This window comes from Actinomadura pelletieri DSM 43383, assembly GCF_003634705.1.
Taxonomy (GTDB): Bacteria; Actinomycetota; Actinomycetes; order Streptosporangiales; family Streptosporangiaceae; genus Spirillospora; species Spirillospora pelletieri.
The window spans coordinates 152,413-168,072 of record NZ_RBWU01000002.1 but is presented as its reverse complement, the minus strand read 5'-3'; the positions used below and the strand labels follow the sequence as shown (position 1 = coordinate 168,072).

The 15,660-nt window shown below is 70.3% G+C and carries 9 protein-coding genes; 5 read left to right on the top strand and 4 right to left on the bottom strand.

The annotated features are described in order from the left end of the window. The first annotated feature begins 83 nt into the window (after positions 1 to 83). From BZB76_RS07535 to BZB76_RS07515, 5 genes are all read left to right on the top strand, one after another. Positions 84 to 617, top strand: coding sequence for a (2Fe-2S)-binding protein (locus tag BZB76_RS07535; protein WP_121433601.1), 534 nt, complete (start codon positions 84 to 86; stop codon positions 615 to 617). Beyond that, positions 614 to 2,962, top strand: a complete 2,349-nt coding sequence (locus tag BZB76_RS07530) for a xanthine dehydrogenase family protein molybdopterin-binding subunit (RefSeq protein WP_121433600.1) — start codon at positions 614 to 616, stop codon at positions 2,960 to 2,962. Before BZB76_RS07535 ends, BZB76_RS07530 begins: the two co-directional genes overlap by 4 nt. After that, positions 2,959 to 3,813 (top strand): FAD binding domain-containing protein, encoded by an 855-nt coding sequence (locus tag BZB76_RS07525; RefSeq protein WP_121433599.1) that lies wholly within the window; start codon positions 2,959 to 2,961, stop codon positions 3,811 to 3,813. Before BZB76_RS07530 ends, BZB76_RS07525 begins: the two co-directional genes overlap by 4 nt. A 132-nt stretch (positions 3,814 to 3,945) precedes the next feature. Continuing rightward, the gene (locus BZB76_RS35760) at positions 3,946 to 4,962 is read left to right on the top strand and encodes an SRPBCC family protein (RefSeq protein ID WP_246006808.1); all 1,017 of its coding nucleotides are present in this window, start codon (positions 3,946 to 3,948) and stop codon (positions 4,960 to 4,962) included. Positions 4,963 to 5,054: 92 nt separating this feature from the next. Continuing rightward, positions 5,055 to 5,759: a class I SAM-dependent methyltransferase gene (locus BZB76_RS07515; RefSeq protein ID WP_121433598.1), complete on the top strand. Its 705-nt coding sequence runs from the start codon at positions 5,055 to 5,057 to the stop codon at positions 5,757 to 5,759. A gap of 6 nt (positions 5,760 to 5,765) precedes the next feature. Here BZB76_RS07515 and BZB76_RS07510 read toward each other — a convergent pair whose 3' ends face one another. The 4 genes from BZB76_RS07510 to BZB76_RS07495 form a co-directional block, all read right to left on the bottom strand. Next, the gene (locus BZB76_RS07510; RefSeq protein ID WP_121433597.1) at positions 5,766 to 6,971 is read right to left on the bottom strand and encodes a serpin family protein; all 1,206 of its coding nucleotides are present in this window, start codon (positions 6,969 to 6,971) and stop codon (positions 5,766 to 5,768) included. A gap of 91 nt (positions 6,972 to 7,062) precedes the next feature. Continuing rightward, on the bottom strand, positions 7,063 to 10,647 hold the full coding sequence (locus BZB76_RS07505) for a bifunctional glycosyltransferase/CDP-glycerol:glycerophosphate glycerophosphotransferase (RefSeq protein WP_170180539.1): 3,585 nt from the start codon (positions 10,645 to 10,647) through the stop codon (positions 7,063 to 7,065). Positions 10,648 to 10,669: 22 nt separating this feature from the next. Beyond that, complete coding sequence (locus tag BZB76_RS07500; protein WP_121433595.1) at positions 10,670 to 14,143, bottom strand: bifunctional glycosyltransferase/CDP-glycerol:glycerophosphate glycerophosphotransferase; 3,474 nt, start codon at positions 14,141 to 14,143, stop codon at positions 10,670 to 10,672. A gap of 366 nt (positions 14,144 to 14,509) precedes the next feature. Beyond that, positions 14,510 to 15,445: a hydrogen peroxide-inducible genes activator gene (locus BZB76_RS07495; RefSeq protein ID WP_121433594.1), complete on the bottom strand. Its 936-nt coding sequence runs from the start codon at positions 15,443 to 15,445 to the stop codon at positions 14,510 to 14,512. Positions 15,446 to 15,660: the final 215 nt, after the last annotated feature.

Genomic DNA, 15,660 nt, shown 5'->3' with positions numbered 1-15,660 from the left:
GCCGGATCCACGCGCCCCTCCCCCAGGGACGCCCCTTCGCGAAGCCCGCTGGCCCGCTGTGAGACGTCCCTGGGAGGAAAGGCATGCCACGTGTCCGTGTCGAGGTCGACGGCGCGACGTACGAGGACGACGTCGAGCCCCGCCTCCTTCTGGTCCACTACCTGCGCGAACGGCTGGGGAAGGTCGGAACCCCGGTCGGCTGCGACACCGGCAACTGCGGAGCCTGCACCGTCCTGCTGGACGGTGTGAGCGTGAAGAGCTGCTCCGTGCTCGCCGTCCAGGCGGACGGCTGCGACGTGACGACCATCGAGGGTCTCGCGGGACCCGACACCGACCAGGCCCCAGCCACCACCGCCCAGCCGACGAACTCCACCGGTTCGCATCCCCTCCAACGCGCCTTCCATGAGGAGCACGCGCTCCAGTGCGGCTACTGCACCCCCGGCATGATCATGGCGTCGTTGGACCTGCTGCGGGAGAACCCCGACCCGTCCGAGGAGGAGGTCCGGGCCGGGCTCGAAGGCAACCTGTGCCGCTGTACCGGCTACCAGAACATCGTCAGGGCCGTCCGCAGCGCCGCGAAGGAGATGCGGCCCGCGCGCCGGGAGGTGGCGTCGTGACCGTCCACGAGATCGGCAGCCCCCGCCGCCGGACGGAGGACGCCCGGCTCCTCACCGGCCGGACGAAGTGGACGGACAACCTCACCCCCGCGGGCACGCTGCACATGGCGTTCCTGCGCGGCCCCCACGCCCACGCGAAGATCACGCGCGTCGACACGTCCCAGGCCGCGACGCACCCCGGCGTGGTCGCCGTGTTCAGCGGAACGGACCTCGCCGACGAGCAGGGGTCGCTGCCGTGCGCGTGGATCGTCACCGACGACATGAAGCATCCGGACCATCCGCCCATGGCGGTGCACGAGGTGCGGTACGCCGGTGAGCCGGTGGCGTGCGTCGTCGCCCGCGACGGGTACACGGCCGTCGACGCCCTGGAGAAGATCGACGTCGACTACGAACCGCTGCCCGCCGTCGTGGACATGAAGGCGGCCATCGCGGACGGAGCCGACGTCGTCCATCACGACCTGGGCACGAACAAGTCCTACACGTGGGTGTACGAGAACGGTGACCTGGAGGCCGCGCTACGGGACGCCCCGGTCGTCATCGAACGCGAGTACGTCCAGCAAAGGCTGATCCCCTCGGCGATGGAGCCGCGCTCGGTGCTCTGCGTGCCGGAGGGCGAGGAGTTCACGCTGTACTCGGCCACGCAGATCCCGCACATCCTGCGGCTGATGCTGGCCACCGTCACCGGCATCGCCGAGCACCGGCTCCGGGTGGTGGCTCCCGACGTCGGCGGCGGGTTCGGCTCCAAGCTCCAGGTGTACGGCGAGGAGGTCATCGCGCTCCTGCTGGCCCGCAGGCTCGGCCGCCCGGTCAAGTGGACGGAGTCGCGCAGCGAAGGGAACATGACCGTCCACCACGGCCGCGACCAGATCCAGCGCCTCACGCTCGCCGCCGAACAGGACGGGCGGATCCGCGGCCTCAAGGTCGACCTGCTGGCCGACATGGGCGCGTACCTGATGATCGTCACCCCGGGCATCCCGCTGCTGGGCGCGTTCATGTTCAACGGCATCTACAAGATGGACGCGTACTCGTTCACGTGCACGGGTGTCTTCACGACGAAGACACCGACGGACGCGTACCGGGGCGCGGGCCGTCCGGAGGCCACGTACGCCATCGAGCGGTTGATGGACGAGCTGGCCCACGAACTCGGCATCGACCCCATCGAGGTACGGCGGCGCAACTGGATCGCGCACGAGGAGTTCCCGTACGAGACGATCGCGGGCCTCACCTACGACTCGGGCGACTACGAGGCCGCGACCGACAAGGCGCTGGAGCTGTTCGAGTACGACAAGCTGCGCGCGGAGCAGGCCGACCGGCGTGACCGGCGAGACCCGGTGCAGTTGGGCATCGGGGTGTCGACGTTCACGGAGATGTGCGGGCTGGCTCCGTCCCGGGTCCTCGGTTCGCTGTCGTACGGGGCGGGCGGCTGGGAGCACGCGTCCGTGCGCGTCCTGCCGACCGGCAAGGTCGAGGTGATCACCGGTTCGTCCCCGCACGGGCAGGGCCACGAGACGGCATGGGCGCAGATCGCCGCCGACCGGCTCGGGGTTCCGTTCGAGGACGTGCGGGTCCTGCACGGTGACACGGCCATCGCGCCGAAGGGCATGGACACCTACGGGTCGCGGTCCCTCGCCGTGGGCGGGGTCGCGTTGTCGTCCGCGTGCGACAAGGTGGTCGAGAAGGCGCGCACGGTCGCGGCGCACCTGCTGGAGGCCGCCGAACAGGACCTGGAGTTCCGCGACGGACGGTTCAGCGTCCGGGGCGTCCCCGAGGAGAGCACGACGCTCCAGGAGGTCGCGCAGGCCGCGTTCACCGCGCACGACCTTCCGGACGGTCTCGAACCGTCCCTGGACGCCGACGCCACCTTCGACCCCGACAACTTCTCCTTCCCGCACGGCACGCACCTGTGCGCCGCCGAGGTCGACACCGAGACGGGCATGGTGAAGCTCCGCAAGTACGTGGCCGTCGACGATGTCGGAAAGGTCGTCAACCCGCTCATCGTGGAAGGGCAGGTGCACGGCGGGCTCGCGCAGGGCATCGCGCAGGCGCTGTTCGAGGAGGCCGTGTACGACGCGGACGGCAATCTGACGACGACCACGCTCGCGGACTACCTCGTCCCATCCGCCGCGGACCTGCCGCCGTTCACGACCGCCCGGACGGAGACGCCCGCGACGTCCAACCCGTTGGGCGTGAAGGGCGTCGGTGAGGCGGGCACGATCGCGTCCACCCCGGCGGTCGTCAACGCGATCGTGGACGCGCTCCGCCCGCACGGCGTGCACGACGTGCCGATGCCGTGCACACCGGAACGGGTGTGGCGGGCCCTGCGCGGGGAGGCGGGTGCGCGATGATCCCGGCGACGTTCGACTACACGCGGCCCGTGTCGGTGGACGACGCCGTCCGGGCCCTGTCCGACGCGGGCGAGGACGCCAAGCCGCTCGCCGGTGGGCAGAGCCTGATGCCGCTGCTGCGGCTCCGGCTCGCGTTCCCCGACGCGCTGGTCGACCTCGGCCGGGTGGACGCGCTCCGCGAGATCCGGGACGAGGGCGACGCGCTGTTCGTCGGCGCGATGGCGACGCACCACCAGGTGATCCGCGATCCGCTGGTGCGCGAGCACGTTCCGCTGCTCGCGCGGGCGACGGAGACCGTCGCGGACCCGGCCGTCCGGAATCGCGGCACGTTCGGCGGGGCGCTGGCGCACGCCGACCCGGCCGGTGACCTTCCGGCGGTCGCGCTGGCGTTGGACGCGCTGTTCCTCGTCCGGTCGGTGCGCGGTGAGCGGGAGATCCCGGCCCCGTCGTTCTTCGTCGACTGGATGACGTCGGCGCTGGAGCCGGACGAACTGCTCGTCGGTGTGCGGGTGCCCAAGCTGGGATCCGGTTGGGGCGTGCACTACGAGAAGTTCCATCGGACGGCGCAGGCATGGGCGATCGTCGGTGTGGCGTGTGCGGTACGCCGCGATGGCGACGTGGTCGAGGACGCACGTGTCGCACTGACGAACATGGGTCCGGTGCCGGTGCGGGCCGGTGCGGTGGAGAACGCGGTCAGGGGCCTTCCGGTGTCGGAGGCGTCGTTCCGGGCCGCCGCCGAGCACGCCACCGAGGGCACCGAACCGCCGTCCGACCTGCACGGTTCGGCGGAGTACCGGTCGCATCTCGCGACGGTGCTCACCGCGCGGGCGCTGACGGCCTGCACCGCCTGACCGTTCATCGCCGTTTGATCATCGGGGGCGGGGTACCCGGATCCGGGTGACCGCCCCCGACTGGCGACCGAACGGCCCGCCACCGTAAGGTCACGTCACGGGCAAAACCTCCGGACGATAAGGACACCGATCATGGAGCTCGACCACGATTTCACCGTCCCCGTGCCGGTGGATCAGGCCTGGCCGGTGCTGCTCGACGTGGAGCGCGTCGCGACCTGCATGCCGGGCGCGACCCTCGACTCCGCCGAAGGCGACGAGTACAAGGGCCGGTTGAAGGTGAAGGTCGGCGCGATGACCATCACCTATCGCGGGACCGCGCGGATCGTGTCCGCCGACGAGTCGTCCCGGACGGTGACGTTGGAGGCGTCCGGTAAGGAGGCGCGCGGTTCGGGGACGGCGTCGTCGACCGTCCAGGCGAAACTGCACGAGGAGGACGGCACGACCCGCGTGACCGTCCACACGAAGCTCAACGTGACGGGTCGGCCCGCGCAGTTCGGCCGCAACATCCTGTCCGAGGTCGGCGCCAAGCTCGTCGCCCGGTTCGCCAAGGCCCTGGCGGCGGAACTCGAATCGTCCGAGAAGCCCCCGGCGAAGCCGAAGGACAAGCCCACCGCGACGGAGAAGGCCGAGAAGCCCGCCAAAGCGAAGACGTCCGAGAAGCCCACCGAACCCAAGACGTCCGAGAAACCCGCCGAACCGAAAGCATCCGAGAAGCCCACCGAACCCAAGACGTCCGAAAAGGCCGCCGAACCCAAGACGTCCGAGAAGCCCACCGAACCGAAGACCTCCGAGAAGCCCACCGAACCCAAGACGTCCGAGAAACCCGCCGAACCGAAGGCATCCGAAAAGGCCGCCGAACCCGAGACTTCCGAGAAGCCCGTCGAACCGGAGGCGGCCGAGGAGGCCGTGAAGGAGGTCGCGGAGCCGGAGGCGCGGGACGAGCCCGCGGAGGTCGAGGAGCGGGCGGAGTCCGCGGCACCGGTGAAGCGGGAACGGCCGTTGCGGGTGGCGCGGGAGGAAGACGCGATCGACATGCTGGAGCTCGCGGGCCCGTCGGTGGCCAAGCGCGCCGCTCCGGCGGTCGGCGGGCTGGTCGCGGCGCTGGTCGCGATCCGGCTCGTCATCCGGCGGCGCCGCAAGAAGCGCTGACGTCCGGCGCGGGGTCAAACACCGGTCAACGATCCCTCGCCGGACGGCGATGTCGGTGGAACGTGCCACCGTCCATGGCGTCCGCTTGTCCCGTGGACACCATCGAACTCCGGCGGATCGCGCGGATCGAGAACGACAACTGGTGGTATCGGGAGCGCCGGGAGATCCTGTCCGCGGAGCTGCTGAGGTACAGCGTGCCGGGCACGGCCGTGGACATCGGGGCCGCGGCGGGCGGTGCCTCGCGGGTGCTGGCCGAGCACGGCTGGGAGGCCACCGCGATCGATCTGAACCCGGTGGCGGTCGCGTTGGCGCGGGCGCAGGGCGTGGCCGCCTACGAGGGCGACGCGCGCTACCTGCCGCTCCAGTCCTGCCGGTTCGACCTGGCGCTGGCCCTGGACGTCCTGGCGCACATCGAGGACGACGAGCGCGCGGCGGCGGAGATCACCCGGGTGTTGCGGCCCGGCGGGACGGCGCTGGTGTCCGTGCCGTGCGACATGGCGCTGTGGTCGGCGCACGACGTGGCCCTCGGCCGGGTCCGCCGCTACACGCGCCGCACGTTCGTGGAGCTGATCGAGGGCGCCGGACTCGTGCTGGAGCGGGTGTGGAGCAGGGGCGTGCTGCTCCGCCCGTTCCTGCGCCGTCTCAGGCACCGCACGGTCCGGCGTGAGGACCTCGCCCCGCTGCATCCGTTCGTCAACGAGGCGCTGCGGCTGACCGCCGTCCTCGAACGGCGGCTGCCGATGTGCGGTGCCTGGCCGGGCACGGGCCTGCTTGCGCGGGCCCGCCGCCCGGGCTGACGGGCGTCAGGGGGCGGGGTCCTCCTCGGGATGGTCTGCGGGTTCGGCGACCCAACCGGCCAGTAGGACGAGACTGCTCGTCCGGTGCCAGACCAGGAAGCCGAACGGCCGGTCGAACGTGACGTTCAGGACCTGCGCCTCCGCCATCGGGGCCGCCGCGAGCACCGCGGTCATCGCCGTGACCGCTGACGCCCGGAACCCCTCCGCGGAGAACGTCGCGGTGACGTCCTGCGCCGCCGCGCCGACCGCCAGTGGCGTCCGGCTGATTCCGGGCAGGTGGCCGCGCCCGTCCATGGTGGAGACGGTCGCGAGCCCGAACACCTTCGGACGGGCCAGCAGGTCGTGGTGGGCGGCGATGTCGAAGGCCGCGGTCGTGGCGCGCAGCGTGGTGTGCGGCTCGAACGAGGTGACCGTGTCGATCCGCAGGCCGGGGGTCTTGTCCGCGAGGGTCCGTTCGAGGAGCCGCTCACCGCGACGGAGCCGATGCTTGCCGTCGATGGCCTCGATCGCCGCGGCGAGCACGTCTCCGGGGGCGCGTTCGGGTTCGCCCAGGCAGAGGATGACGTCGACCTCGTCCTCCCCCTGGGTGGTCAGCAGGGTGACCGGTCCCGCCGGTGTCTCCGGGGCGAGGGCGAGCCGGGTGACGTCCTGGCTGGCGTGGGTGAGGCCCGCCACAGCCTTGGCGCGTCCCGCCCAGGGACCCTCCTCGGGACGGAGCGGAACGGCGTCGAACGGCTCCCGCCACCGCGTGTCGACGGTCAGCGCGGTCGCGAGGACGAGCATGGTGTCCGGGCGGACCTGAACCGGCATCTCGGTGAACTCGCCACCGGTGTTCTCCCGGGCCCACTCGTCCAGCGTGGACTGGTCGGCGTCGGGTTCGCCGGTCAGCTCGCCCCGCGCCTCGGCGGGGACGACCTTGCGCCACCACGGTTCCACGGGCAGGTCCGCGTGCGTCCACACGCCGAGCGCGGCCGCCTCCGTCGCGTGCTTGAGCAGGCTCACCGCCACGCGCGCCTGCCGGTCGGCACCGGCGGCGTCGATGCCGATGGCCTCCTGCAACTCCGCCCGGCCCGGCTCGCGGGAGGCGGCGGCGAGGAACGCCAGCAGCGGCCACACCCCCGCGCCGGACAGGACCGTGGTCGTGCCGTCGCAGGCGTCCTTGGCCCACCGTGCCGTTAAGGCGTTGGACGCGGGGACGAATTCTCCGCTCATGCGCTCACGCTCTCCTCTGCCATCGGCTGGGCGGAACGTTGAGCTTAGTGAAGATCGCTGAGAGATGTCCCGTTCTGTTGGTTGCGTTCGGTCAGTCCGTGCTGAGGAGGCCACCGAAGATGTGGTCGACGGCCCTGGCCGACGCCTGGCCGTCGTCGTGCGGGCAGTACTTCACGAAGAAGCGGTCATAGGCCTCGGCGTAGCGCTCCTCCGAATCGGACGCGTGCTCGACCGCGTCGGCGACCTCCGCGGACGTCGTCACGATCGGGCCGGGCGCCTCCGCCTCCAGGTCGAAGGTGAGGCCGCGCACGTGGTCGCGGTAGGCGGCCAGGTCGTAGGCGTAGACGACGATCGGCCTGCCCAGGATCGCGTAGTCGACCATGGCGGACGAGTAGTCCGTGACGAGCACGTCGGACGCCATGTAGAGGTCGGAGATGTCCGGGTATCTGGACACGTCGACCAGGAAGTCGTCCGTCGCGGGACGGTTCTGTTCGGTGACGAGGTGGTGCGCCCGGAACAGCAGGACGTGGTCGTCGCCAAGGGCGTTCCGCATGGTCTCGACGTCCAGTTCCAGGGAGAACCCGCATCTGCCGGGCGCGTGGAACCGATCGTCCCGCCAGGTGGGCGCGTACAGGACGACCTTCTTGCCGTCCGGGATTCCGAGCCGCTTGCGTACACCGGTCCCGAGGCTCTCCCACTCGGGTGTGCTCAGGATGTCGTTGCGCGGGTACCCGGCTTCCAGGACCTTCCCGTCGTACCGGAACGCACGGCGCATGACCTGTGTGGCGAAGGGACTCGGGGACAGCAGCAGATCCCACCGGCCCACTTCCCGGTCCATCCAGTCGAACCGCGCCGTCCGGTGGTACGGCATGTCGCCGAGTTCGTGACCGAGCCGCTTCAGCGGGGTGCCGTGCCATGTCTGGACGCAGGTCTGACCGTCCCGCTTGACGTACCAGGGCGGCAATCCATGGTTGGTGATGACGTAACGGGCGCGTGCGAGGACGCGGTAGTGCTCGCGGGTTCCCGCCAAGACTGTTCGTGCGTTCCCGTCGACCGCGAACTGGCCGTCCTGGGAAATCCACACACATTCCACGTCGGGCATCCGACGGGTCAGTTCCTCGTAGATGGCCCGGGGGTTGCAGCTGTACTGGGTGCCGCCGTGGCTGTCGAACACGACGACGTTGGAGAGCGGGCTCCGCAGATAGACGGGGTAGTCACGCTGCTGGAGGAGCAGTTGTGCGTGTGGGCTGCGTTCGTCGTCGTCCAGGGCGGGGCGGCTGCGAAGCCGTACCGCGTCCGTCTGGTACACGCCGACCTCGAATTCGTGCGTTCCCACGCGCCACCAGCCGGGCAGGCTCGGGATCACGTCACGTTCGACGACGACGGCCACCTCTCCGGTACTCGCACGCGCCAGCAGTTCCCATGTTCCGCTGCTCAACGGCAGGTCGGTTCCGAACACGGACATCGTCCCGGGCGTGAACGCGGCGGTGAACCGGCCGCGTTCCCAGGTGACGGTGAGGCGGTGCTCGTCCCCTGACCGGCGCCGCCGCAGGACGAAGTGGTCGGGTCGGTCCACCGGGTCGGCGAAGTCGCCGACCAGGGTCAAGACGCCGTTCGCGTCCCACTCCACCGCCGTCACCACCGGCCGGAAGCTGCGCTCCACACCGCGCAGGTTCCCGAAGGCGGTCCGTGTCAGGACGAACTCCCGTCCGCGTTCCGGGATGGTCGGGAGGGCGTGGCGGGTGGGGGTGACGTTGCTCGCGACGGTGAGCCTCATGGGGCCGCCCTCGCCGGTCAGGCGGATGTCCCAGTCGATGGCGTCCCGCAGGTGCGGGCGGTGGCCCAGCGTGTGCTCGTGCCCGTCCGGAACGGAGATCAGGCTCCGCATGGGCAGTCTCGCGGTGAAGTCGAAGCCGGTGCCCGCCGCCATCCGCACCACGGTCGACTGGCGCAGCGTCACCTCGCCACGGACCTCCGCGCCGCCGTGCCGCCGCGCGGCGACCACGGCGGCGCCCACGCCGAGGGCACGCCGCGTCCATCCGGTCAGTTCGAGCATGTCGCCGTCCCCGCGGATGCCGGTGAGGACGGCCTTGGCGCGTTTGACATGGACGACGAACACATCGTCGTCGCCCGCCGCCGGCTGGACGGCGACATGCTCGTCCACCTGCCGCGCGGCGGTCCAGCGGACGGCCGGATTCTCCGCCTCCAGCCGCCGGACGGCCTTACGTCCCGCCGTCGACACCTCCACGAACAGTTCGTAGGTGGCGGTTCGCCATTCGTCGCCGTCCAGGAGGTAGTCGGGCTCGACCCGGACGCAGAAACCGGCCCATTCGTAGGAGACGGTCGACTGTTCGGACCGGGCGGTGGCCTCCGGGTAGCGGACGCGTTCGACCGGCAGGCGGATCTCCTTGCCCGTCCTGACGTCGCGCATCCAGACACGGATACGGGAGTCCGTCGCCGACGCCACCTCGAACCGTTCGAAGTGGGCGTGCCCCTCGACGATGAGCGTGTCCACGTCCCAGTCGACGCGGTTCACCTCGGCGCGGAGGCGAACCTCGTCGGTGACGTCGTACACCTCTTCGGGGATGCCGCGTTCCACGTCACCGTAGAAGGGATAGCGGGCGTACCAGCGCTGCCGGACGCGGCCCTGCTGGACGATCGGCACGTCCCGCAGACCGAACTCCTCGAAGCGGAGCACCTCCAGGAGTTCGGGCAGCATTCGCGCACCGAGCAGGTGGGTCTCCAGCCGCCTGATCGATATCAGGCCCTCGGCGGCGGTGTCGGCCATGGAGGCGACGACCTCGGCGCCCAGTTCGACGAGGCGTTCACGCTCCTGCCAAGTGGCTCCGGGCAGGGCGAGGATCAGCGCGCGCACCTCTGTATCCAGGGCGTAGCCGTCGTGGACGGTGAGAAGCTCCGGCGCGTGGTCGGCGACAAGTCTCCGAACGGTCGCAAGGGCGGCCATCCGGTCGGTGATGTCCGCAGGGTCATGACGGAGCCGTGTCGCCGTTCCCGGACGGTCCCGCCAGTAGTAGACGGTCGTGTCGAGGACGTCCACGGCCTTCGCCAGGAGCTGGGTCTGCACGGCGACGAGCGCGTCCTGTGTTTCTGTCGTCAAGGGAGCCTTGAAGCTGTGCGCGTCCCAGAAGGTGCGCCGGAAGACCTTGTTGCGGACCGTCCTGTCCTGGAGGAGGGCGGCGTGGCGGGTCACGTGCGTCGACTGGACGGTCGTGGCGTAGGCCTGGGCGTGCATCGGGGACTGGTGCACCTGCGTCCCGTCCAGGCGCATGACGTTTCCGCCGACGAGATCGGACCCGGTCGATTCCAGTGTGCCGACCAGGAGTTCGTACGCGTACGGCGGCAGCGTGTCGTCACCGTCGACGAAGGCGAGATACCGCCCCTTGGCCCGTTCGACGGCCGAGTCCAGCCCGCCGCCCCGCATCGTGGGCCGCGCGCAGCACGGTCGAATGAGCGTGAAGCGGTCGTCGTTGTCGGCGAACTCCGCGGCGACGGACTTGCCATCCTGTTCGTCTCTTGGTCGTTTCTCCGCCGGTCGCTCGTCAACCATGAGCACCTCAAGGTCGCGCAGCGTCTGCCAGGCCAGGGATTGGAGGCATTCCGCCAGGTTTGTCCCGGTGTCGCGGATCGGGACGATGATGCTGATCTGAGGTGACACGTGTGGCTCCGTGATGGGGTTGTCAGTGGGCGGGTCGCAGGACCCGGTCGAGCACTCGGGATGCGGCGTGACCGTCGTCGAGCGGGCAGTACCGCGCGGCGAACGCGGCCCGCGCGTCCCGGAACCCGGCGTCGAGCGCGGACGGCTCGCGCAGGGCGTCCACGACCTCCTGCGAGGTGCGCAGCAGCGGACCGGGTGCCTCGGCGTCGAAGTCGAAGTAGAAACCGCGCACATGGTCGCGGTATCGCTCGAGGTCGTAGGTGAAGAACACCATCGGGCGCCCGGTGACGGCGAAGTCGAACATGGCCGACGAGTAGTCCGTGACGAGGACGTCGCTGATGAGGAACAGTTCGGAGATGTCGGGGTAGACGGAGACGTCGATGACGCAGTCGCCGGGACGCAGCTTCGGCCGGTCGGTCACGAGATAGTGGGTGCGCAGGAGCAGGACATGGTCGCGACCCAGCGCCGTCCTGAACCTGTCGATGTCGAGTTCCAGGCGGAACGCCCGCTTGCCGATCGCCAGATGGAAGTCGTCCCGCCATGTCGGCGCGTACAGGACGACGCGTTTGCCCTCCGGGATGCCGAGGCGCCGCCGCACCGCCGCGCCGATCTCGGCCCGGTGGGGGCTGTTCAGGATGTCGTTGCGGGGATAGCCGCTGACGATGACGTCGCCGGTGTAGCCGAACGCGCGCCGGAACAGCGGCACGGAGAACGTGTTCTGGGCGAGCAGCAGATCCCATTGGGGGACGTCGTGTCGCATCCAGTCGACGCCCTCGGTGCGCTTGTACGGCATCTGCTTGACGTCGTATCCGAGCTTCTTCAACGGCGTCCCGTGCCAGCACTGCACATATGTCTGGTCTTCGTGTTTGGTGAACCACTCCTGCTGTGACCAGTTGCCGAAGACATAGCGGGCGCGGGCCAGGGCCTCGTAGTACTCGCGTGTACCGGTCAGGACGGTTCGGGCACCGGCGGGCTTGCCGAACTGGCCGTTCTCGGTGACCCACACGCATTCGAGGTCGGTTCCACGCCGTCGAAGCTCGTCGTAGATGCCGCGGGGGTTGCAGGAGTACTGGCGTCCCTTGTAGGCGTCGAACACGGCCAGTTCGCGTACGGGCAGGTTCAGGTGGCGCCGGTAGTGCCCGGAGCGGAGGCGGCTCTGCGCGTAGGCTCCGCGTTCGTCGTCGTCCAGGGCCGTTTCGATCAGGAGTTGCAACTGGTCGGTCTTCTGGGCGCGCACCGTGATCCTGTGCAGACCCGCCTCGAACGGCTCCGGCAGGTCGCGGAGGGTGTGTCGCCTGACGACGACCGGTCGTTCCTGTTCGCCGACGGTCGCGACGACGTCCCAGCGGCCCGCGACCAGCGGACGGGAGAATCCGAGCACCGGCATCCGCGCGGGACAGAACTTGGCGGTGAACCGGTCACCGTTCCAGCGCAGTGTGACCGTGTGCTCCTCCGACGACCGTCGGCGCCGAACGACGAGTGCGCCCGGCCGTCCCGCATGGTCGCTGCACGTTCCTCGTAGGTGCAGGTGACCGTCCGACGACCAGGCCACCGCGTCCACGGCAAGGACCAGTTCCCGGGCAACGACACGCAGCGTGCCGCGCCGCGTCCTGGCGAGTTCGACTTCTCCACCGGGAACGCGGAACGCGGTACCGGCAGGTTCCTCGTCCAGGTAGGGCCGCACACCACCGGGCAGGGTGATCTCCCAGTCGCCCGGACGTCCCATCAGCTCGGCGACCGGCAGCCTGGCCCGGAACCCGCCGTCCCGGTCCCCGTCGTTTTGGGCGCGGGTGTCGGTGAGCGGTTCGACGGGTCCCGTGACGGTCGCCCGGCCGACCCTCGGCACCGCGACGACCGCCGGGTCGTCGCCGAGCGGGACGCTGCTCCGGCCGTCCAGCCACAGCTCGCCGCGTTCCAGGCGGCAGGCCTCGACCGCCATCGTCGTCCGCCGCACCTGAAGAACGAACCGCCTGCTCCCGGCGACACCCTGGACGAGGACGCCGGGCGCGCACTCGCGGTCGTCCGGCCACTGCCGACGGGTCAGCTTCGGGTTCGAGAACGTGGTCCGCCGCCGCAACCCCCGGTTGGTGATCTCGACGAACGGCACCCAGTCGACGTCGCGCCAGCGCCCGAACATCCGCAGCGACGACGGATCGATGTCGGCGACGAACCCGGACCAGTCATAGGACACCGCCGACTGCCTCGACCGCGCGGTCACGTCCGGCCGCCGGACCCGCCGGATCGGCACGCGGATGAGGCCCCGCTTGTTCGACGCCACCAGCCACACGCGGATGCGGGAACCGTCCTCGGTCGAGGAGTCCAGGTGCCGGATGTAGGCGTGGCCCTCGATGCGGAGCCGATCGTCCACCCACTCGGCCCGGTCGATCGCCGCGACCGGCCTCAGTTCGTCGGTGACGTCGTACACGTGCGGCGGGACGGCCAGGTCCTCGTCCTCGAAGAACGGGAACTCCGCGTACCAGCGGCGTCGCGGCCCCCGCCGCACCCTCGGCACGTCCCCCGCCTTCCGCAGCTGCACGAAACGCAGCACCTCCAGCAGTTCCGGCAACGTCCGCCGACACAGCAGGTGCAGTTGCAGGCGCGTGATCGCGGGAAGCCGCTTCAGCACGCGTGGGCTGATGCGTCGCGCCAGATCCGCTCCGATCGCGACGAGTTCCTCACGCTGCGCGTCCTGAGTTCTGGGCAGCGCCTCGAACAGGACGCGCAACTCGATTCCCACCAGGGCGTGCTCGTCGTAGGCGTTCAGAAGACGTGGCGCGTACTCGGCCATGCCGTCGCGCAGTGCGCGCGCGGAGGACAGGCGTTGCGTGATGTTGTCCCAGTCGTACCGCTCCTCGGTGATGGAACCGGGCCGTTTGCGCCAGTAGTAGACCGTGTCGCTCAGGACATCCACGGAACGGGCCAACGCGTGCGCGCGCGCCGTGACGGGCGGGTCCTCGTAGTAGCCCTTCGGGAACTCCAGGCCGACGCGTTGCCAGAAATCCAGCCGGTACACCTTGTTCCATGGCGTCCGGTCACGCATGAGCAACGGCTTGGACGACACATGCGTCCTCGAACAAGACGCCGTGAACACTCCGTCGTGCAGGTGCGACTGCCACGTCCGGTCGGCGTCCATTCGGTGAACGTTGCCGGACGCGATGTCGGACCCCGTCCGCTCCAGCGACCCGACCAGCCGCGCGTAGGCCTCACGCTCGACCAGGTCATCGGCGTCGGCGAAGGCCAGGTACTCCCCCCTCGCCTGCCGCACCCCCGCGTTCCGCGCGGGCCCGGGGCCCTCGTGGTCCCGCGTCACCAGCCGGAACCGCGGGTCCCCCTCGCACATCTCCTTGGCGATCACGGCGCCGTTGTCGGTGGACCCGTCGTCCACCATGATCACCTCAAGGTCGCGCAGCGTCTGCCCGGCCAGCGATTCCAGGCATTCCCGGATGAACTCCTCGGTGTTGTGGAACGGCACGACGACGCTGAGCTTCGGGGACATGGGGCCTCCTCCTCGACCCACGAGCATGGTGACCTTCCGCGACCATCTGAACTCGCATCGCGATTGCCAGGCCGTCCCCTGACACAGACTTGACCTCTCCTGGAGACCGTTGACCGCCGGGTGACCGTCCGGACGGACGGGTTCAGGGCGGGTTCAGGCCGGCCTCCCGGCGGGCGCCGTCAGGCGAGCCGGACACCCGCCGGGAACCCCGCCTCGGCGACGGCGTCGCGAAGGCTCTCGGCGAGCGTCTCGAACTCCCCGGCGCGCGGCGACGTCGAGGAGACCGTTGACCGCCGGGTGACCGTCCGAACGGACGGGTTCAGGGCGGGTTCAGGGCGGGTTCAGGCCGCCTCCCTGCGGGCGCCGTCAGGCGAGCCGGACACCCGCCGGGAACCCCGCCTCGGCGACGGCGTCGCGAAGGCTCTCGGCGAGCGTCTCGAACTCCCCGGCGCGCGGCGACGTCGACCGGAACCCGAGCCCGATCCGCCGGTGCGGGGCGGGCGCGGCGAACCGGTGCACCGACAGGTTCGGGGCGCGGCGGGTCTCCACGGGCAGCGCGGTCTCCGGGACCAGCGTCACCCCGAGCCCGCCCGACACGAGCTGCACCAGCGTCGCCAGGCTCGTCGCGTAGGTGGCGGCGGCCCGCGCGCCGACCTCGCGGCAGACGTCCAGGGCCTGGTCGCGCAGGCAGTGCCCCTTGTTGAGCAGGATCACGTCCAGGTCGTTCAGCGCGGCCCGGGAGACGCCCGCCGACCCGGGCGCCGGCTCGAACTCGGCGGGCGCGGCGAGCACGAAATCCTCGTCGTAGAGAGGGATCTGGGTCACGCCCGACTCGGGCATGGGCAGCGCCAGCAGGACGACGTCGAGGCGTCCGGCGAGAAGTTCGGCGACGATCTGGTCGGTCTGCTCCTCGTGCACCGACAGCTCCAGCTTCGGGTACTCCTTGGCGAGCCTCGGCAGCACGATCGGCAGCAGGTACGGCGCGACGGTCGGGATCACACCCACGCTGAGCGGCCCCACCAGCGGTCCACGGACGGCTCTGACCTCCTCGACCAGCCGATCGAGTTCCGCCATGACGACCTCGGCGCGCCGCGCGACCCGCCGGCCCGCCGGGGTGAGCAGCACCTTCCGGGTCGTCCGCTCGACGAGCCGGGTCTCCAGGGTGTCCTCCAGCGCGGCCACCGCGCCGGACAGCGCGGGCTGGCTCATCCGCAGCGCGGCGGCGGCGTCGCCGAAATGCAGGTGCTCGGCGAGCGCGAGGAACGCCCGCAACTGCGCCACCGTCGGTCTACTGATCGCCATTCCACCTGAGACTTTACCCGCGCTTCATCACAGACAGTGACCCGGGCCGGGCATTCGGGGCGTCCGGGCGAGTGACGTTCCCCACTCACCCGCCACACAGAGTGATGCCCGCCGAGCGCACCATCGCGAACTCCCAGCTCACAGCGTTGCGGACTGTGATTGATAGGTAGCTCCTATGGCCGCACGGGGACGGATCGATTTCTCTTCTCTATGGG

Excerpts from the sequence above, each read along its gene's own strand:
- BZB76_RS07510 (WP_121433597.1), bottom strand. The coding sequence starts at position 6,971 with ATGAGCGGAGAATTCGTCCCCGCGTCCAACGCCTTAACGGCACGGTGG.
- BZB76_RS07495 (WP_121433594.1), bottom strand. The coding sequence starts at position 15,445 with ATGGCGATCAGTAGACCGACGGTGGCGCAGTTGCGGGCGTTCCTCGCG.
- BZB76_RS07525 (WP_121433599.1), top strand. The coding sequence starts at position 2,959 with ATGATCCCGGCGACGTTCGACTACACGCGGCCCGTGTCGGTGGACGAC.
- BZB76_RS07500 (WP_121433595.1), bottom strand. The coding sequence starts at position 14,143 with ATGTCCCCGAAGCTCAGCGTCGTCGTGCCGTTCCACAACACCGAGGAG.
- BZB76_RS07535 (WP_121433601.1), top strand. The coding sequence starts at position 84 with ATGCCACGTGTCCGTGTCGAGGTCGACGGCGCGACGTACGAGGACGAC.
- BZB76_RS35760 (WP_246006808.1), top strand. The coding sequence starts at position 3,946 with ATGGAGCTCGACCACGATTTCACCGTCCCCGTGCCGGTGGATCAGGCC.